This window comes from Acidobacteriota bacterium, assembly GCA_009838525.1.
In the GTDB taxonomy this organism is placed as follows: Bacteria; Acidobacteriota; Vicinamibacteria; order Vicinamibacterales; family UBA8438; genus VXRJ01.
The window spans coordinates 37,210-56,191 of sequence record VXRJ01000002.1 but is presented as its reverse complement, the minus strand read 5'-3'; the positions used below and the strand labels follow the sequence as shown (position 1 = coordinate 56,191).

Genomic DNA, 18,982 nt, shown 5'->3' with positions numbered 1-18,982 from the left:
GGGCGCCCAAATGCTGGAGCAGCTCGCCGAGGTGGGCCTCCCGGGACTGGCCGCCGCCCTGGGCCTGACGTTTCTGGTGTGGTTGCTCAGCCTCGCCCGGAGCGACGCGTCCATCGTCGACATCTTCTGGGGACTCGGTTTCGTCGTGCTGGCCTGGTCCTACCGGGCCCTTGGAGAGGCCGACTCCATTCGGTCGGCGCTGGCGCCGGCGCTGGTGACGATCTGGGGCGTCCGGCTGTCGGCCTACATCCTGTGGCGCAATCACGGGCGCGGCGAAGACCCGCGTTATGCCGCGATGCGGCGGCGCTGGGGGCCGCGCTTCCCGCTGCTCTCGCTGCCCATCGTCTTCTGGCTGCAGGCGGTGCTGATGTGGATCGTCGCCATGCCGTTGCTGCAGGTGCAGACGGCCGATGCCGCCTGGTCGTGGCTCGACTCTCTGGGAGTGGCGCTCTTCTTGACCGGATTCGCGTTCGAGGCGATCGGCGACCGGCAACTCGCCAGGTTCAGGGCCGATCCCGCCAACGCCGGGCAGGTGATGGACCAGGGCCTGTGGCGCTACACCCGGCATCCCAACTACTTCGGCGACGCCACGCTGTGGTGGGGCTTCGGCTGCCTTGCCCTCGCCACTCCGGGCGGGGCCTGGGCGCTGGTCGGCCCGGCGCTGATGACGGTGCTCATCCTTCGAGTCTCCGGTGTGTCGTTGCTCGAAGAAGGGCTCCGCAAGCGCCGGCCCGCCTACCGCGACTATATCGAGCGGACGAACGCCTTCCTCCCGTGGCGGCCGCGTGAGCCCCGTCCGGGACGGGACTAGCCACTATGCGGACTCGGGTGGTCGTCAACGACAGGATGCAACGTGGCTACGTCTACTACCGGACCGAACGGATGGGACGTAACTTCGATCCCGACTTCCGCCCCGAACTCACGCCGAAGCAGATGCTGGAGCTTGGCGTCTTCGGCGGGCGCTACATGACCGACTGCCGCGACGAGTTCCCGGCAAGTTGGTTTCGCCGCGCACGGCTGTGCTCCGAGCGGCACGACCCGAAGCTCAACTGCTTCGGCGTGAACGCGTCGCTGCCACTGAAGGAATGGCGCCGCAAGGGCTGGATCCATCCCCAGGACCCGCGCGGCTGGTTCCAGTGGTACTGCCGTTACTACATGGGCCGGCGCAGTGACGACGACGCGCGGCAGATTGCCCGCTGGAGAGCAATACGCCGGCATGTCTCCGCCATCCGCGCGAACTGTCCGCCGGGGGCACTCGACTGTCGCCCGCGGCAACGGCAGGCCGTCCTGCACTGGGCCTACGACAGCCGACGCATCTGACCCGCGCGGAACGGACGCTCAAGACGTTGACCCACGGGCCGGCATAGTATTGGCTGACGTGCCCGCCGGGCTGACGATAGTCAATCCGTTCGTTTGAGGGATGTATTGATCATGCGGAGAAACGGTAGCTACGCATCCAGAACACCAATGAAATGGAGCGCGCTCGCGCTGGGACTCGTGTTGCTGGCTCCCACGGCGGGGCTGGCGCAGTCCGCGGCGGACGGCGGCGACAACTGGCCGCACTTCCGCGGCCCGACCCTGAACGCGGCGGTCGCCGACAACCCGAATCTGCCCGAGACGTGGAGCCAGACCGAGAACGTCGAGTGGACGACCGAGATCCCGGGCCTCGGCTGGTCAAGCCCGGTGGTCTGGGGCGACCGCGTCTTTCTGACGACCGTCACCGCCATCGGCGACTTCGAGCTTCCCAAGCCCGGACTCTACGCCCCGCGCGGCCGCCCGGAGCCGCCGCCGATCGAACACGACTGGCTGGTCTACTGCCTCGATCTGGAGACGGGGGACGTCCTGTGGCAGCGGTCGGTCGCGACCGCGGTTCCGTCTTTCCCGCGGCACATGAAGAGCACTTACGCCTCCGAGACCCCGACAACGGACGGCGAGCATGTCTACGTCCGCTTCGGCGACCTCGGCGTGTACGCCTTCGACTTCGACGGCAACGAGGTGTGGCGCGTCGAGATTCCCTACAAGCGCACCCGGTCCGAGTGGGGCTCGGCCTCCTCCCCCGTCGTCTACGGTGACATGCTCCTCGTCCTGTACGACAACGAGGAGGAATCGTGGCTCGCCGCGCTCGACAAGCGGACGGGCCAAGAGATGTGGCGCACGCCCCGCGACGAGGTGTCGACCTGGGCGACGCCCTTCGTCTGGGAGAACGACCTGCGCACCGAGATCGTCACCAACGGCGTGAACCGCATCCGCTCCTATGACCTCGACGGCAACCTCCTGTGGGAGATGGACGGGCGGATGTCGTGGGCCGCAATCCCGACACCGTTCGCTGCGCACGGTCGGGTCTACGTCAACTCCGGCTACTTCGGAGACGATCACCGGCCGGCGTACGCCATCCAGCCCGGCGCCAGCGGGGATATCTCGCTCGCCGACGGCGCAACGTCAAACGACTACGTCGCCTGGTACCAGCCACGGGCGGGCAACTACAACACGTCGCCGCTGATCTACGGCGACGTCTACTACAGCCTGCTCGACCGCGGCTTCTTCGAAGCCTACGACGCGCTCACCGGCGAGCCCGTGTACCCGCGGCGACGGATCCAGGTCGGGGCCAGCTTCACGTCGTCGCCGTGGGCCTACAACGGCAAGATCTTCGCGCTGAGCGAGCAGGGCGACACCTACGTGATCCGGGCCGGCCAGGAATACGAGGTCCTCGGCGTCAACTCCCTCGACGAGATGGCGATGGCGTCGCCCGCCGTCGCCGGCGACCGGCTGCTGATCCGCACCGCCTCCAGGCTCTACAGCATCCGGAACGAGTAGGACGAATAGCGAAACCGCACCGCGCGGTGATTCTGCTCGACGCCTCAATGCGCAACCGGTGCGCCGGCCACCAGGCCGGCATTTGTTCAGGAGCGCCCGGCTTGGCGCCCAGGTCAAGTGCGGCGGTAGGGAGAGACCGTGGGCCAGGCGCCGAGAACCGATCCTCGGTGGCGCACCAGCCCGCCGAACGCGGCGGCCGTCGGATCCGGCGTGACCGGCCGCTGCTCGGAGTCCAGGTACAGACAGCCAACCTCTTCCGGCGGAAGAGCCGACACCAGCGTGCGGGCCCGCGCAAGTGCCGCCAGCCAGCGCTGCTTGAGGATCCCCAGATCGAGTGGCTCCCGGAGCGACAACTGGTCGAGATCGCGCTGCGTGTATGCCACGTGCCGCGCCGCGTGCTCCAGCAGGAACTCCGGGGTGAAACCAAGATCCTTGCCGCATGCCGCCCACGCCAGCGCCCCGAGCGATAGATACGTGTCGTCGAGATGGAGGACATCGACGAAGTCGCGAATCTCGCTCCGGCCGGCCAAGGCCAGTACCTTGTTGACCGCAGCATCCGCATCATGCAGCCGGTAGCCCAACCGGGCATCTTCCTGAACCGGATAGAACCTGAAAGCGCTATCCTGCGCCCACTCGATCTTCAGTGACCCCGCTTCCAGGCGCACGACCGCGCGATGGAACGCAGCCGTGCGCAGCAGCCACGAAAGATCATGGCCGGCTGTTACTAGCGTTGTCGCGTCCGTTTCCGCGCTCTGGGCAACACTGTCCTCCAGATCGTGAAAGAGGTCGAGATCCAGGGAGTAGCGCGGTGTCTCGACCGAGCGGTTGATAACGGTAGCTCCCGCGACGTAGCTGTCGGGGCTGCGGTTGGCGGCGATGAGCCGCAGGACTTCCGCCTGGACGGTGCTCAACGGCATGGGCGCTGCCCGTTAACCACGTGACGAGCCGGTTTCGGCGTCACGAGGAGTATCGCCGTGTGCGGCCAGCCGCGCCGCGACGAGGAATCCCCTCCGGCCGCCGTTCCGTCGCAGTCCGCGGATTATCTCCGGGAGGTCGTCGAGGGTCACCGCCATGTCAAGGCGCAAGTACCAGAAGCACTGGGCGTGAAACTCCCTGAGTGCCCGTCGCGCCTCGCGGATGCGAACCATGTTCCGTGCCTGGGCGCGAGACAGCTTGCGGCGACTTCGGGCCCCGCCCTTCCTGCCGATCCGGGAAAAGTACGCCCTAACCGACGGCGGTGCGCCCACGATCGCAGCCTATCATAAGCGGCTTATGTTGGGCGGCTACGGCGCGCCGTGCCCCTCAAGCTCGTCAACGATGACCTGAATGCTGTTTCCGAGCCCGGCAGGCTGCGGCGCCCGGTAGCCCTCGTAGGCAGCCGGCATCGTCCACGCGTTCGCGATCTGCTCCACGGATTGGCCGGCGTCATGGCCGGCACGCACGGCCGCCAGGAAGTCCCGGTTGAACGCGGCGTACTCGTGCAGGTCCGCCCAGGTCATCTGCGTGCTGTGGCCGGTAATGATGGTGTCGACGCCGCGGATGTTGTCGTGTGCCTTCTGCAGCGTGTCCGCGATGGCGACGCCGCTCCCGCCGTTGTTCGCGTCGAGGAAGGGGAGGTTCTTGCCCGGGAAGATGTCGCCGGAATGGAGCGTCCGCAGCGCCGGGAAGACGATCCAGGCGTCGCCGCCGGTGTGCCCGCGCCCGAAGTGGTAGAGATCGACCCGGTCGTCTCCGGTGCCGAGCGACATCCGCTCCGAGAAGGTCATCGTCGGCAACCCGCGGCCCATGGAATCCGCGAAGACGTTCGCGGGCGGCTCCGTCCGGCCGCTGTAGGCCCGCATCACCGCCATGTTCGCCGCCGTCACGTCGTGTGTCACGATGTCGACGTTGGCGGGAAACGCGACGTTGCCGCTCACGTGATCGTGATGGCTGTGGGTGTTGATGAGGGTGGTCACCGGATTGTCCGTCAGCTCACCGATCGCCTCGAGAATCGAGGGCCCCCAGCCGGGGTTCTTGCTGTCGACGACCACGACACCGCCAGACGTGATGAAGACGGCCGTGTTCCCACCGCCTCCTTGCCCCCGCAGAACGTAGAGGTTGTCCTCGAGCTGCTCGACCTCGATGACCATCGGCTCGTCCTGCGCGGCCACGGCCGCGAGCGAGAGCGCGCCGACACCCATGACGACGGCGAGAACGATGGTGCGTTTCATCGTGTTCCTCCCCTGGATCGCGTTGGATCACCGCCGAAGGCTTCATCCTAGCAGGTCGTGGCGGCGCCGCCGCTCGCGTGGAGAGCGGCTTCACCGGGCTGCTCGCAGGGGCATTCCGCACGACTTACCATAGGGGCGCAGGGAACCGGAATGCCCGATCGCCAGTATCAACGCCGGCGTCCGTTGCGTCCGCTGCCGCGGCCCGATCCGGCCGAGCGGCGGGCGGTCGACGGCTGGGTGCGCGTCGTGCCCGCCGTGCTCGTCGCGCACGTGCTCCTGATGGTGACGCTCTGGGCCCGGCCGGGACATCTCGCGCTCTGGCTCTGGTACGCGGGGCCGATCGTCCTCGCGCTGACGACCGCCATCCTGCTCGTCCTTTCGCTCCGCTCCGCCTACCGCTGGAAGCACGGCGCAAACGTCTGGCAACTGCTCGCCTACGCCGGCCTGTTCGCCGTCATCTTCACGCTGCCGGTGTACGACCCGTATCCATCGTCGTACGACGAGCGGCCGAGCGACGTGACGTTCCGCCTCCCGCTTGACGAGCCGTTGACGGTCGCCTGGGGGGGCGCGACCTCCGACGTCAACTACCACGTCTATCTCCCCGACCAGCGCTGGGCCTACGACCTGGTGGTGACGCGGGACGGAAGCACCTTCGCGGCCGACGGCGCAGCCCTCGACGACTACTACGCCTACGGGCTGCCGGTCTACGCGCCCGCCCCCGGAGTCGTCTTCGCATCGCACGACGGCGAGCCCGAGGTGCAGATAGGCGACGAGCGCTGGGGGCTGGCCGGCCTCGGCAACCACGTCGGCATCGAGGTGGCGCCGAACGAGTATCTCTTCGTCGGCCACCTGCAGCCCGGGTCCGTCGCCGTGTCGGCCGGCGAGCAGGTCGCCGCCGGCCAGTTGCTCGGGCGCGTCGGCAACTCCGGCAACAGCAGCGAGCCGCACGTCCACCTGCACCTGCAGGACGCGCCCCGCCCCTACTTCGGAGAAGGCATCCCGTTCCACTTCCACGGCTATCGCCACGAAGGGCGCCTCGTCGCCCGCGGCATGCCCGAGGGGGGGTTCCGCGACGGCCTGTATAACGGCGCGCGCGTCGTTCATGTGCATGCGAGCGACGACCTGACGCTGGCCGCGAAGGCCCGGCTCTTCGACGTCGACCTCGCCGAGCGGTTCCTGGCCGCGGACGGCCAGGTGCGCGTGAGGCGACGGCTGCCCACCACCGATCAGCCGCACGTGACCTACAACATGTCCGACACGGCCTACATGACCGGCCTGTACTGTGCGACCCAGACGTGGCGCTTCCTCGCCAACGGCGATCCGGAGGCAGCCGAGCGGGCGCGCGCGGCCGCCTCTGCCCTTCGCCATCTGGTGGCGGTTACCGGTCGTCCCGGCCTCCTCGCGCGGGCGTCGGCGCCCGTCGACGAGCCGTGGCTCGACGACGGGACCTGGCGGGTGACGGCCGACGGCGGCCGGCGCTGGCGCGGCAACGTCAGCTCCGATCAGGTCGACGCCATGATGTTCGGCCTTTACGTCTACGGCGCCCATCTCGCGGACGACGCCGAGCGGGCGGCGCTCGGCGCCACGGCCGCCGCGGTAGTGGACGCGGTCGTCGCCAACGACCTGCGGATCATCGGCTACGACGGCCAGCCAACCCGGTGGGGGCGCTATCACCCGACCTACGTCGCCGACGAAGAGCCCATGAACGCGCTGCTGATGCTGCAGATGGTGAAGGTGGCCGAGGCCCTGACCGGTTTGCCGCGTTTCACGCAGGAGTACGAGCGGCTGCTCGACCTGGGGTACGCCCGCATCGGCGAGGGGGCGAGACGCGATCGACCGCCGCGCGAGGCGAACCACTCGGACGACGTGCTGATTGCCATCGCCCTCTACCCGCTGCTGGAACTCGAGCAGGATCCCGCCATCCGCGTGCACTACGAGCGGGCGGCGGACCGCTGGTTCCACGGCGGCGCCCACCCAGGCATCGACGTCGAGGCGAATCCCCTGGCCACGTTTCTGCACCGGCACTGGACCGGCGACGAATCGTACGACGCGGCGGCGCTCGACACGCTGCGCGGAGTCCCCCTCGACATGAAGTGGAACCCCGACACCATCGCGGCCTACTCGCGCCGCTTCGGGTTCTCGTTCACGCCGGCCCCGGTGCTACCCCAGGAGGGCGAGGGACCTCTGCCGATCGCGCAGCGCGGCAGAACCTGGAGCTTCCTCGTCCACAACCCGTATCACCGGGGTGGCGACCGGCTCACGGCAGCGCCCTTCGAGACGAACGGCCTCGACTACCTGCTCAGCTACTGGTTCGGCCGGGCGCACGGCATGATTCAACTGACCGACTGAGAGATTCCGCGCTAGCCTCAGCTTCCAACTCGTCTGCGAGTTGATTCAGCTTGTCGAGATCGACCCCCGGACGAAAGCCGAAGGAATACGGAATCGTCTTTGGCGCTCGACGTCGCGCGACGTCATCTCTCTTGAAATCCCTGGGGCGAACCATCGAAACATTGTATCCGTTCAGCGGCAACTGGCTGACTGCCCCTTGATCCGGCGCGCCCAAAAAATTGCTCTTGTAGTCATATGCCTTTTAAATCATAATCTGTTGGTGGCTTGGGCCGTCGTCTTCCATCCTCGATCAGCACCTCGATCGATTGAAGGACGAGAGGAGGCGGAAATGAGCACGTTGACGGAGCGGATCGACCGGTTGCCACCAGCACGCCGGAAGCGCGTGGAGGACCGTGCCAAGGCACTAATCGCCGAAGAGATGTCGCTACGAGACCTGCGCAGGGCCAGAAAGCAGACACAAGTGCGCGTCGCCGAGAAGCTCCGCATCAATCAGGAAAACGTCTCCCGCCTCGAACAGCGTAGTGACCTGCTGCTCTCCACGCTCAGCAGCTACGTCGAGGCGATGGGCGGCAAGTTGAGTCTCGTCGTGGAGTTCCCGGACCGGCCTCCGGTGGCACTAACAGGCATAGCGGCGCTGGACGATCACTCGTAGACGGCGCTCGTACACGCCCCAAGTTCCGAAAACGGCCCGGCGCGCAGTTTCGCTTCAGGCCAGAGCCCGCGCCATGTTGCCGAGCGCCCGCTCGACGAGTTGGCGCGACGTGGCGATGTTCATCCGCATGCGGCCGTCGCTGCCCAGCCCGTAGGACGACCCCGGGTTCAGGTGGATGTGCGCGTGGTCCACCAGGTAGCGCTGGAACGCCTGCTCCGGAGTCAGGTCCTCCTCCGCCTCATCCGCCGCCTGCTGCATGCCGGCCGCGTCCATGGCCGCGCTCGTGTCGAGCCAGGCGAGATACGTGCCCTCCGGCTTGACGGTCTCCACACCCGGCACGTTCGAGCGGACGTACGACTCGACGAAGTCGTGCGTGCCGTCGATGTACTCCAGGAGCTGATCGAGCCAGTCCTCGCATTCGTTGTAGGCCGCCTCGGCCGCGACGATCCCCAGGGTGTTCATCGCCTGCCGGTGCTGCCCCACCCCCTCGATCCGCTCCAGATAGTCGGGGTTGGTCGAGAACTGGTACGCGCACTTCAGCATGGACAGGTTGAAGGACTTGCTCACCGACTTGTAGGTGACGCTGTTGCGGACGACGGCCTCGTCGTCCAACATGGCGAACGGCGTGTAGGTTTGGCCCTTCGTGACGAAGTCGCAGTGGATCTCGTCAGCGAGCACCACGACGCGCCGGCGCATGCAAATCTCGCCGAGGGTCATCAGGTCGCTCCGTGACCAGACGTTGCCGGTGGGGTTGTGCGGGTTGCACAGGATGAACGCGTGCGTGTCGTGGTCGATGCGGCGCTCCAGATCCTCGAAATCCATCTCGTACCGGCCGTTCACGAGCCGCAGCGGGCTCTCCTCGGCGACGCAGCCGACGACCCGGATGTCGGTGTAGAAGCCGTTGTAGCCCGGCGTCTGCATGAGCACCTTGCTGCCGGGCGGGCAGAAGGCGCGCAGGGTGCTGATGATGCCGGGGTGGACGCCGGCGGCGTGCCGGATCGTGTCGGGGTCGATGGCGAGCCCGTAGCGCCGCTGGTTCCAGTTGACGATCGACTCCTTGTAGGAGTCCGGAATCGTCAGGTAGCCGTAGTTCTCGTGCGCAACGCGGTCACGAAGCGCCTGGGTGATCGGCGGCGCGATCGGGAAGTCCTGATCGGCGGTGCCCATGCCGACCTCGATCTTGTCGCGGCCGTAACGGGCGATCTGGGCATCCCACTTCGACGAGTCGGTCCCGATGCGGTCGTAGACGGTGTCGAAGTCGTAGCGGCCGCCCGGCTGGCGAACCGCACCGCCGGCTGCCGCCGCCAAGGGGACCGTTGTGCCGACGGCGCCCGCGACCGCCGTCAAGCCGGTGCTACGCAGAAAGGCGCGCCGGTTGAGCCGAGTGAGCTTCGACATGTGTGAACTCCCGTCGTATAGCCTCGCTGAGAGCATAGCTCCACTGATGGCAGAGTCAACTCCCCGGCGCGCCCGCGACTGGCTTGCACGGACAAGTGCACGTGACGATCGTCTGATCGCTATCATCGAACACCATGGCGTTCAGGGGTGGCTTGCCGGGAGTCGTGAGTACCGTCGCTCTCGCCGTCCCGTTGTCCGTGAGCATCGCGGAAGCGGCGAACCGCTGCGACGTGTCCCCCGGTCGATCGAGCGAGACGATCGTGGTCGGGAACCTGCTCCTGGGCGCGGAGGGAGCCGACCGCGGAGCGGTGCTGGTCGTCGATGGCCGGATCGCAGCCGTCGGCGAACCCGAAGACGTGCGATCGTCGGCCCCCGAGGCCACCGTCATCGACTGCGGCTCGCTGCATGTCTCGCCGGGGTTCATCAACGCGCACGAGCATCCGCGATCCAGCGGCGGATTCCCCGATTCCGGAATGCGCCCGGCTTATTCGCACCGCGACGAGTGGCAGGGCAACGCCGGCGCGGAACACTACGAGCTCCAGTGGGCCGCGGCTGAGGACCCGATCCACCAGTTCTGGATCGAGCTGCGCCACCTGCTGGCGGGCACCACGACGTTGGCCGGTTCGGGAGCCGTGCCGGGGTTGCTCAAGAACGCGAGTTGGCGAGATGAGCCGGCCTATGTCTATCCCGCTGACACGCGGACGTTTCCGTACGGCGTCGCTACCGAGACATTCGCGGGCCTGCCCTGTCCGTACGAAGGACCGTCCACTTTCGATCCTGCTCTCGGCCGGGGCTTTCCGCCGGCCGCTCCGTACACGCCGCACATCGCCGAAGGAACGAACTGCACGGCCGCGCTCGAAGGCCGGTTCTATCTCGACTACGTGGCGAGGAACCCGGGGAGGCGCTACGCGCTCGTCCACGGTGTCGGACTGGACGCGGCGAGCATCGAACGGCTCGGGGATCTGGACGTCACCCTCGTCTGGTCGCCCCGGTCGAACCTGGCGCTGTACGGCGCGACGGTGGACATACCGGCCGCGTTGCGGGCCGACGCTCGCGTGGCGATTGGTACGGACTGGTCATACTCGGGTTCGTACAACCTCTTCGAGGAGTTTCGTTGCGCCGAGGGCGTCGATCGAGAGCTGTGGGACGACAGCCTCTCGGCACGCGATCTCTGGCGCATGGCGACGGAGCATGCGGCCTACGCGCTGGGCATCGAGCGACTGACCGGCAAGCTGGAGCCGGGACTCGCCGCCGACGTGTTGGTCTTCGAGAATCGAGCGGACGACCCCTATGCCGGCCTCGTGGACTCGACCGCCGCAGACGTCGTCGCCACCTTCGTGGACGGCGAGCTCATTAGCGGGCGCAGCGACGCGTTCGATGCGGCGCAATTGCCGGCCACGTGTGGGAATCCCATCGGCGAGCACTTCCTCTGCGTCGATTACGCCGCATACGGTTTCGAGCACGACGAACTCCTGCAGGCCAACGCGCAGGCCGTTCCCCTGTTCTCCAACGAGCGGCAGGCGAGTTGCGGCGCCTTCGAGCGACCGCGCCGATGACCACCGGTCCCGGCGCGAGCCATTCCAGCCTGGGCTGCTAGGTCTTGTCGTCCTTCTTCGGCGGTGAACCGGCCTCACCCGGCGGTGGTGAGCCGGCCTCGTCCGCAGCCTGCGGCGGGTCGGATTCGTCGGCCGACGGCGCCGCGTCGACCTCGCTCGGGTCAGGTGGAGGGCCCGACATGACGGGTGACTGGGGCCACGTCGGTCGCCGTCGCCGGGCGAGCGCCCGGTCCAGGGGAGCGGAAGGCGGGGCCATGCTGAAGGCCGATTCACGAACCGACCAGAGCGCCGCGCGCCGCCCGCGGCGGGAGCGGAAGGAGGACACCGCCCCGCCGCGCTTCTCGAAGGCCCCGCTCTCCTGAACGTTGCGCTGGAAGTTGCCGGGGTCGAGATGCGTGTTCCAGACCGCTTCGTAGACGCGGCGAAGCTGGGCGATCGTGAACTCCGGCGGACAGAACTTCGCGGCCAGGGCCGTGTACTCCAGCTTGGACCGCGTCCGCTCGACGGCGTCCCTGACGATGCGTTCGTGATCGAACGCGAGGCGCGCGTTGCCCACCTCGATCTCCTCTACCGGCACCAGCAGCGCGAGAGCGGCATCGGTACCGGCGCGCAACCCCGGCAGCCCGGCGCAGATCGCCCAGTAGGCGACGGTGACCACCCGCATGCGCGGGTCCCGGTCCGGAGCGCCGTAGCTCCCGAGTTGTTCCAGGTGCCAGGAACCGTCGCGCAGGCCGGTTTCCTCGGCCAGCTCCCGGGCCGCGGCCTCATCCAGGTCCTCGTCCGGTTTGACAAAACCCCCCGGTAGCGCGAGGGCTCCCTTGAACGGCTCCTGACCGCGCTCGATCAGCAACACGTGCAGCGCGTCGTCCCGGATGGTGAAGACGGCAATGTCCACGGTGACGGCAAACGGGGGGTAGGCGCGGGGATCGTAGCCGGAGGGCGCGCCGGGGGCCACGGGACTGAAAATATATTGTCCTCTTGACAAAAGCAAGCGTCCATCTCTATTATTGTCTGTTAAACAATAACTAGATGGAGGTGCCCATGACGAACTCGCAGCTCGAAACCGTCGCTATCGGCTCGCCGATCACCCGGCTCGGCGTGTCCTTCTTCCCCGTGTATCTGGCGGCCAACGGCCTGCCGCCGATCACCACGGGCGAGGCCTCGGGCCTTGTCATCGACGAGCTCGACGAGGCCGCGGTGAAAACGCTGCGGGTGCGCAACCCGGGCGACAAGCCCGTGCTGGTCGTTGAGGGCGAACACTTCATCGGCGGCAAGCAGAACCGCGCCCTCAACGCGACCGTCCTCGTGCCGGCCAAGGCCGGCCTGGAGATCCCCGTGTCGTGCCTCGAACGGGGCCGCTGGGGCCGCCGCCAGACTTACCGCCGCGACGAGGCGTTCGCTCCCAACCGGGTCCGCGCGGCGCAACAGGCCGGGGTAGCAAGGTCCATGAGGCAGCGAGGCTCTCGCGAAGGAGACCAGTCGGGGGTCTGGCACGAGGTCGATGCGATGCTGGACGACGCGTCGGTGGAGTCGCCTACCGGTGCGGCGGCCGAGATGCGCCGGGAGACCTACCGCCGCGATCGGTCCCGGGCCCAGGCGATCGAGAAGCTCGCCGCGGGCGGGCCGCTGCCCGGCCAGTGCGGCATCGCCGTCACTCACGGGCGGTGGGTGCAGGGGATGGACCTCTTCGGAGCACCCGATCTGCTGGCGGCACACTGGCCGGCGCTCATCCGGTCGTACCTGCTCGAGTCACCCGACGTAGAGGGTCGGCCGTCCGCCACGCGCGTGCTGGAGCTGGCGCGACGCTTCGCGCTGGCGCCGGGAAAGGAGGCGCCCGGCGTAGGTCTCGGCGTCGAGCGCCGCGTGGCCGACAAGCGGCTCGTCGGCCAGGCGCTAACCCTCGACGGGGGGGTTGTGCACGCGGCCTTCTTCACGCATGATCCGATAAACGAGATGTAGACCATCGGACGTGGGTTGCGCAACAGCTTGCGCCAACATGACAGGAGCCGTCATGAACAGCATTACCCGCAACGTCGACCATCTACGCGGGTTCCAGAACCTGACCCGACATGCAAGGAAACGGATTTCCGCCCGCCGCCTGTCGTACGCCGCCGTGCAGCGGGTGCTCGAGTACGGCCGGGTGTTCCATGCCCGGGGCGCCACCATCTACGCCATCGGCAGGAAGGAAGTTGCCCGCTTCCGTCTGGCGGGTATCGACCTGACCACAGAGGAAGGCGTTCAGGTCGTCTGCCGTAACGACGCGGTGATGACCGCCTACCGCAACCACGACTTTCGCGGATTACGGCCCCGCCGGCGTCGCCGCCGACGACGACGCGCCGGTGCCTGACCTACTGGCTGGTGAGGCGTCCGGAGGCTCACGGAGGAGTCACGAGATGAGCAGGCAGTGGATCGCAGCGCTCGCAGTGGTCGTCGCAGCTTCGGTAGGAGTGACGGTAACGGCCCAGCATCCGAGGTCCGTCACGATCATCTCGACCGCGGCGCCGGAGGGGTGGCAGGCGCCGCGCCTGGCTGACGGCCGGCCCGATCTGCAGGGAGTCTGGGCCAATGACTCGGCAACGCCGCTGCAGCGGCCGGAGGCACTGGCTGACCGGACGACGCTCACGGATGAGGAGGTCGCGGAGCTGGGCGAGCACGCGGCCGCGGTTGTCGGCGGCGCGGACGACGCGTTGTTCGGCGACCAGGTGTTCCTCAGAGCCCTGGGCTCGCTGGAGGGCGAGCCGCCGCCCGCGAGGTACCCGTTCTACAGCTACGGCCAGCAGTGGATGGGTCACCGCTGGCTCGACAACCGCACGTCCCTGATCATCGATCCTCCCAACGGGCGCCTGCCGCCGCTGGCGGCCGGGGCGGAGGAGCGCAGGCGGCAACAACAGGAGGCGCGCCGCACCATCCCGGCCGATCGCCCGGAAACGGTTGCCGAAGAACTGGACCGCCTCGACCCGGGAGTTCGCTGTCGGGGCGGCAGTCCGATGTTGAGCGGGCGCGGCTACAACAGCAACTACCAGATCTTCCAGACCCCCGACTATGTCGCGATACAGCTCGAGATGCATCACGAAACGCGGCTGATTCCGATTGGCGACGCGGCGCCGAGCCGGGTCGGGCCGCCGAGCGTCGTGGGCAGCTCGCGCGGGCGCTGGGACGGAGACACCCTGGTGGTGGAGACCTCGAATCTGTTGCGCGGCGTGCACGGTTCGACGCCCGACGTCCGGATGACCGAGCGATTCAGCCGCGTCGGACCCGAGCTGCTGCAGTACGAGTTCACGCTGGACGACCCCTCGACCTGGACCCAACCCTGGACCGCGCGTGTCTTCCTGCGACCGGCCCCCGGCACCGGCGTCATCTACGAGTACGCCTGTCACGAGGGGAACTACGCGGCTGAGCTCTCGCTGCGTTCCACCCGCGCGGCGGAGGCGCGGCAGCCGTAGAGCCCGCCGGGTTCGCCGGCCGCCACATGCAGCGGCAGCGCAACGGGGTATGCTCCGCGCATGCTTCGCGGCGCTTCGTTCGGCACGGCGGCGCTAGGCGTCGCCATCCTGCTCTCCGCCGCGCAGCCCACGGCAGCGCAGCAGAACGATCAACCGGAGTCCGACGAGACACCGCAGTTCACCGAGGAGGTGACGGTCCGCGTGACCGCCCGCAAGCGCGAGGAGAACCTCCAGTCGGTACCCTTCTCGGTGGTGGCGCAGACGCAGCAAGTGCTGCGCAACCGGGGCGCCAACAGCATCGAGGATGTCTCGGCGAACGTCGCCGGCTTCTCGGTCCAGAACCTCGGCCCCGGCCAGAGCCAGATCGCCATGCGCGGCGTCTCCGCCGGCCAGATCGTGCGCGACCAGCCGGGCGTCAAGGAGCAGGTCGGCGTCTATCTCGACGAGTCCGTCGTCTCGCTCTCGCTGTTCACCCCGGACCTCGACTTGTTCGACATGTCGCGCATCGAGGTCCTGCGCGGCCCGCAGGGCACGCTGTTCGGGTCGGGCTCGCTCTCCGGCACGGTGCGCTACATCACGAACCAGCCCGAACTCGGCGTTCTTGAAGGCACCGGCGAGCTCGGCTTCGACTCGCTGCACGACGGCGGCTTCGGCAACGATGCCAAGTTCGCGGTCAACATCCCGATGGGGGAGGCCGCGGCGGCCCGGGTCACCGCCTACAACACCGTTCTCGGCGGCTTCATGGACGCGGTGCAACCCGGCGGCTCCACCAACGAGGACGTCAACAGCGGCCGGCGTACCGGCGCACGCCTGGCGTTTCTCCTCCAGCCGAACGAGCGGTTGTCGGTCACGCCGCGCATCCTCTATCAGGACGTGTCGACGGATGGCTGGAACCGGATCGACGACTACAACATCCTCGCCAATCCCTACACGACGACGCGGCCGCCGGTCCGGCTGGGCGAGCGCGAACTGTTCACCCAGTTCGAAGAGCCGTTCAGCGACCGATTCCTGCTGGGAGACCTGAGGGTCGACTACAACTTCGGCGGCGTGCTGCTGACCTCGATCACTTCAATCACCAAGCGTGACGTCGAGGTGGTCCGCGACTCCACCGCGCTGGCGGCCAGCGTGATCGGCGGCACGATCGGACTCGGCGAGGACGCCTATACGCTCGACGCGCCCCTCATCGACACGACGACCGCGATCGCCGTGACGGAGGAGTTGCGGCTCTCGGGCTCTCGGGACCGCGTCGACTGGGTCGGCGGCTTCTTCTACAGCGACGCCGACCGCCGCTACGGCCAGAGCCTGCCGATCACGGGCTTCGAGGCCGCCACCGGCATTCCCACCCAGCAGGTGCACGCCGCGCGCGACGAGCTGTTCTTCTCCGACCTCGACTACGACTTCGCTCAGGTAGCCCTGTTCGGCGAGGTCTCGGTGGCGATCACCGAGCGGTTCAACCTCACCGGAGGCCTGCGCTGGTACGACTTCGACGAACACCGCGTCCAGACCTTCGACGGGATCTTCGCCGACGCCGGGACCAATCGGGGCAGCATCAGCGCCCGGGGCGCAGCGCCGCGCTTCATCGCCAGCTACGACGTAACCGATGCCACCCAGATGAACGCCCAGGTCTCCAAGGGATTCCGCCTCGGCGGCATCAACGATCCGCTCAACGTCCCGATCTGCACGCCCCGGGACCTCGAGACGTTCGGCAACCGAGACACCTGGGAGGACGAGGAACTCTGGAACTACGAGGTGGGAGCCAAGTCCACCTTCCTCGGCGGGCAGGGCACGCTGAACGTCTCCGGCTTCTACATGGACATCCGCAACCTGCAGGCGACGGTGACCGCCGGCTCCTGCTCGTCGCGGATCATCTTCAACGTGCCGGAATCACGCAGTGCCGGCATGGAGCTGGAGATAGCGGCCCAGCCGACTCCCCTCTTCGACTTCGCCATAGCCGCCAGCGTGGCCGACGGCAGACTCCAGTCGACCCTCGAATCCTACGACGCCGACGACAATTCCACCGGCATCATCGCGGGCATCGAGGAGGGCAAGCGCCTGCCCACGACTCCCCTGTTCCAGACGACGGCCGCCGCCACCTGGCGCTGGATCATGGGGAGCCGGGTAGGCTACCTCAGCGGCACCTTCCAGCACGTCGGATCGCGCTTCACCCAGATCGGCGACCAGGCGGCGGGCTTCGGCGCCGTCAACCTGCTCGCCCTCCCGAACACCGTCGGCGGCCCACTGACGGAGGACACGTTCCGGTTCGAGCCCGAGCTGCCGGCCTACAACCTCCTCAACCTGCGGATTGGCGTCCTCACCGGCGCCTGGGACGTCGCCTTCTTCATCAACAACCTCACCGACGAGCGGGCGTTGCTCGCCCTCGACCAGGAGCGGGGCACCCTGGCCCGGGTGGGCTATCTCACCAACCCGCCTCGGCGCTTCGGGCTCTCCACGCGGTTCGACTTCTGACGACGTCCGCCAGCCGGTGTCCCGCCTCCGTGTCAGCACCGCCCGGCGACTAGGAACCACTAAGCGGTCGAAAACCACAAGCACACAGGTAAGTCCATGTCTCGTCCAACTCCGCCAAGGGCGGTACAAAGACGACGTGCGCGTCACGACCTCTGGTGAGCAGCACGCGATAGGCGTTCGCTCGCAGTTGCCACGGATCATGCACTGTAGCGTGACCGGCTGATCGGTACCGTCGCGCGCGATCAGTCACCCACCGGCCTCCAGACAGGACGAAGTCCGTGCCCCATGCGAGCAAGACTGCGTCGAGTTCTAGCCCTTGGGCGCCGAATTCAGTCACACAATCTCGGAGGTAACGACACGACCGTCCGCCTGCATCTGATTCACCATCGTTGTACCAGGGTCCGTGGCGCACCCGCTTAGTCGACTGGTAGTCGTTTGGCACCCCGAACCGAACGAGGTCACGATCTCGGCTCGACGCCATGAGACCAAAGCGCGCATCCGGGTGGTTCCCGTAACGCTCCCTGAGATACCGTTCGGCTACCGCGCGGTTTCGTGTGATACGCAGGTCATGACCGTTATCCCGCAGCTCCTCCGCGAGTGCTCGTAGGGCTTGCGCCCTGGGCGGTTTCTTGTGCAGAAGCGTCGCAATGAACGCGTGCAGGCGTACCGCCCGATGCGACCGGAGCGTTTCGTCCAGCGTCAACTCCGTCGACGCGTGAACAGTTAGTCCGCGAAAACTGTCAGCGCTATTGGGCGGTACGTGCACGGTCCAGTGGTCCGGATTGCTGCTACGGCGGATCGCGTCGGCCCAGAGGCTAAGGCCGCCTTCCTCCCCGACATGAATCTCCTGCCCGCTACCCACAAGGCCCACAATCACTGACCACTCGGGTATTCGCTCCGCGAACTCAATAAAGTGCTCCGGTTCCGAACGGGCGTGGGCGAGGGATTGGTTGTGCGTATCAGCGACCTTCGCCCGGTCGAACGCGCGCTGGGCCTCGTCGAAGACAACTACATGTTCGGACGGCATCAGACCGGGGCGCCGCTCATAGCGGCGTACGTACTCCCGGATGGGCCGCACGAATGCACGCCCGGCCCCGCCAGCCTGACCCAGCACGTACTGCAGCACCTCGACGAGCGGCCCATTGCCTGATAGAAACACCGCCGGCGCGCCTCGATCACCCCGCTTCAAGAGATCCAACCCCGGATCGTGCACGATACGCATGCCTACCAGTGTCTTCCCGGCACCGGGAACGCCCGCTAGCAACACGAGCCGTCTTGTCCTCGTGAGACTCGCATCGGCCACGATCCGCGCAATGTGATCTACTGCGGCGTCGGTATTGGCTGCGGCTTGCCAAAGCTGTGGCGGTCGCTTGTGAAGGAACAGCTCCCGAGCCGCCCGGATCAGGGAGGGTAGTGGCCTGTACGCATCGGCCGCCAGAAAGTGACGTGCACTAATGGACGGTCCAATCCGCGGCGTGTCGATGTTGCCCACAAGAGTGTCGAGAGCGTCCGGCCCACATACATGCACATTCCGATCCAGTCCGTGATGACCACGCATGCGCGTAGGCACAAGGACAGCGTGCACAGGTCGGTCGTGACACTCGCGGTGGTAACAGCGCAGGTCACGAGCGTAGGCATGCGCCTGATCGATGTCGGCGTCGGATGGGACTTGTTTTCCCTTGAGCTCGATCACGACGATGCTTCCGTGGAGGAGCAGGACCGCGTCCGCTCGCCGCGATTCCATAGGTAACTCGTACTCGAGAACCGCCGTACATCGAGCGAAGTGAGTGTCCAAGCGGACAACCTCGCCTACCTCCTGCTGGAGCTTCGGTACCGTGTCGCCCCAGGAACGACGTTCTTCCCTCGTCGATTCGGGATAGGTGAGTCGCAGCCGTTGGAGAATCCGCGAACGATGTGTGGCGTTGAACCGAACGAAATCAGAGTTCCAACCGCGCTTGGCCTCGGATGCCGCCGCCGGTCCTACTAACCTATTTCTGTTCCGTGGATCGGTGTTGTCGCTCAACGGTGGTTCCGGCTCCCGGCGGAAAGTTGGTGTCCAAGGGCCTCAAGGCAGTCCACGCACTTGTGTCCGGT

At 67.2% G+C, this 18,982-nt stretch carries 16 protein-coding genes; 10 read left to right on the top strand and 6 right to left on the bottom strand.

Features of this window, described 5'->3' with window-relative positions:
- The first annotated feature begins 10 nt into the window (after window positions 1-10).
- The 3 genes from F4Y45_00240 to F4Y45_00230 all read left to right on the top strand — a co-directional run bounded on the left by F4Y45_00240 (window position 11) and on the right by F4Y45_00230 (window position 2,814).
- The gene (locus tag F4Y45_00240; GenBank protein ID MXY22941.1) at window positions 11-811 is read left to right on the top strand and encodes a DUF1295 domain-containing protein; all 801 of its coding nucleotides are present in this window, start codon (window positions 11-13) and stop codon (window positions 809-811) included.
- A 5-nt stretch (window positions 812-816) separates the two neighbouring features.
- Entirely contained in the window at window positions 817-1,320 is a 504-nt protein-coding gene (locus F4Y45_00235) for a hypothetical protein (protein MXY22940.1), read from the top strand.
- Between the two features lie 147 nt (window positions 1,321-1,467).
- Complete coding sequence (locus F4Y45_00230; protein MXY22939.1) at window positions 1,468-2,814, top strand: PQQ-binding-like beta-propeller repeat protein; 1,347 nt, start codon at window positions 1,468-1,470, stop codon at window positions 2,812-2,814.
- A 113-nt stretch (window positions 2,815-2,927) separates the two neighbouring features.
- Here F4Y45_00230 and F4Y45_00225 read toward each other — a convergent pair whose 3' ends face one another.
- The 3 genes from F4Y45_00225 to F4Y45_00215 form a co-directional block, all read right to left on the bottom strand.
- On the bottom strand, window positions 2,928-3,731 hold the full coding sequence (locus tag F4Y45_00225) for a hypothetical protein (protein MXY22938.1): 804 nt from the start codon (window positions 3,729-3,731) through the stop codon (window positions 2,928-2,930).
- Between the two features lie 12 nt (window positions 3,732-3,743).
- Entirely contained in the window at window positions 3,744-3,962 is a 219-nt protein-coding gene (locus F4Y45_00220; protein MXY22937.1) for a hypothetical protein, read from the bottom strand.
- Between the two features lie 135 nt (window positions 3,963-4,097).
- On the bottom strand, window positions 4,098-5,024 hold the full coding sequence (locus tag F4Y45_00215; protein MXY22936.1) for an MBL fold metallo-hydrolase: 927 nt from the start codon (window positions 5,022-5,024) through the stop codon (window positions 4,098-4,100).
- 150 nt (window positions 5,025-5,174) lie between these two features.
- Here F4Y45_00215 and F4Y45_00210 point away from each other — a divergent pair, with 150 nt between their 5' ends.
- On the top strand, window positions 5,175-7,373 hold the full coding sequence (locus F4Y45_00210; protein ID MXY22935.1) for a peptidoglycan DD-metalloendopeptidase family protein: 2,199 nt from the start codon (window positions 5,175-5,177) through the stop codon (window positions 7,371-7,373).
- A gap of 328 nt (window positions 7,374-7,701) precedes the next feature.
- Window positions 7,702-8,025: a transcriptional regulator gene (locus F4Y45_00205; GenBank protein ID MXY22934.1), complete on the top strand. Its 324-nt coding sequence runs from the start codon at window positions 7,702-7,704 to the stop codon at window positions 8,023-8,025.
- A 54-nt stretch (window positions 8,026-8,079) separates the two neighbouring features.
- Here the strand turns inward: F4Y45_00205 and F4Y45_00200 are convergent, their stop codons facing one another.
- A complete protein-coding gene (locus F4Y45_00200; GenBank protein MXY22933.1) occupies window positions 8,080-9,423 on the bottom strand; it encodes an aminotransferase class I/II-fold pyridoxal phosphate-dependent enzyme in 1,344 nt (447 codons plus the stop codon).
- Window positions 9,424-9,557: 134 nt separating this feature from the next.
- Between F4Y45_00200 and F4Y45_00195 the strand changes: the two genes are divergently transcribed.
- Window positions 9,558-10,979, top strand: coding sequence for an amidohydrolase family protein (locus tag F4Y45_00195; GenBank protein ID MXY22932.1), 1,422 nt, complete (start codon window positions 9,558-9,560; stop codon window positions 10,977-10,979).
- A gap of 37 nt (window positions 10,980-11,016) precedes the next feature.
- On the opposite strand, the gene F4Y45_00190 is transcribed toward F4Y45_00195, so the two are convergent.
- Window positions 11,017-11,934 (bottom strand): NUDIX hydrolase, encoded by a 918-nt coding sequence (locus F4Y45_00190; protein MXY22931.1) that lies wholly within the window; start codon window positions 11,932-11,934, stop codon window positions 11,017-11,019.
- Between the two features lie 86 nt (window positions 11,935-12,020).
- Between F4Y45_00190 and F4Y45_00185 the strand changes: the two genes are divergently transcribed.
- Genes F4Y45_00185 through F4Y45_00170 form a run of 4 tightly spaced genes read left to right on the top strand, consistent with a single transcriptional unit; the run spans window position 12,021 to window position 16,888 of the window.
- Window positions 12,021-12,938, top strand: coding sequence for a hypothetical protein (locus tag F4Y45_00185; GenBank protein ID MXY22930.1), 918 nt, complete (start codon window positions 12,021-12,023; stop codon window positions 12,936-12,938).
- 52 nt (window positions 12,939-12,990) lie between these two features.
- Entirely contained in the window at window positions 12,991-13,326 is a 336-nt protein-coding gene (locus F4Y45_00180; GenBank protein ID MXY22929.1) for a DUF4258 domain-containing protein, read from the top strand.
- A 46-nt stretch (window positions 13,327-13,372) separates the two neighbouring features.
- Window positions 13,373-14,422 (top strand): hypothetical protein, encoded by a 1,050-nt coding sequence (locus tag F4Y45_00175; protein ID MXY22928.1) that lies wholly within the window; start codon window positions 13,373-13,375, stop codon window positions 14,420-14,422.
- 60 nt (window positions 14,423-14,482) lie between these two features.
- Window positions 14,483-16,888: a TonB-dependent receptor gene (locus tag F4Y45_00170; GenBank protein ID MXY22927.1), complete on the top strand. Its 2,406-nt coding sequence runs from the start codon at window positions 14,483-14,485 to the stop codon at window positions 16,886-16,888.
- Between the two features lie 49 nt (window positions 16,889-16,937).
- Here F4Y45_00170 and F4Y45_00165 read toward each other — a convergent pair whose 3' ends face one another.
- Complete coding sequence (locus F4Y45_00165; GenBank protein MXY22926.1) at window positions 16,938-18,632, bottom strand: DUF2075 domain-containing protein; 1,695 nt, start codon at window positions 18,630-18,632, stop codon at window positions 16,938-16,940.
- Window positions 18,633-18,982: the final 350 nt, after the last annotated feature.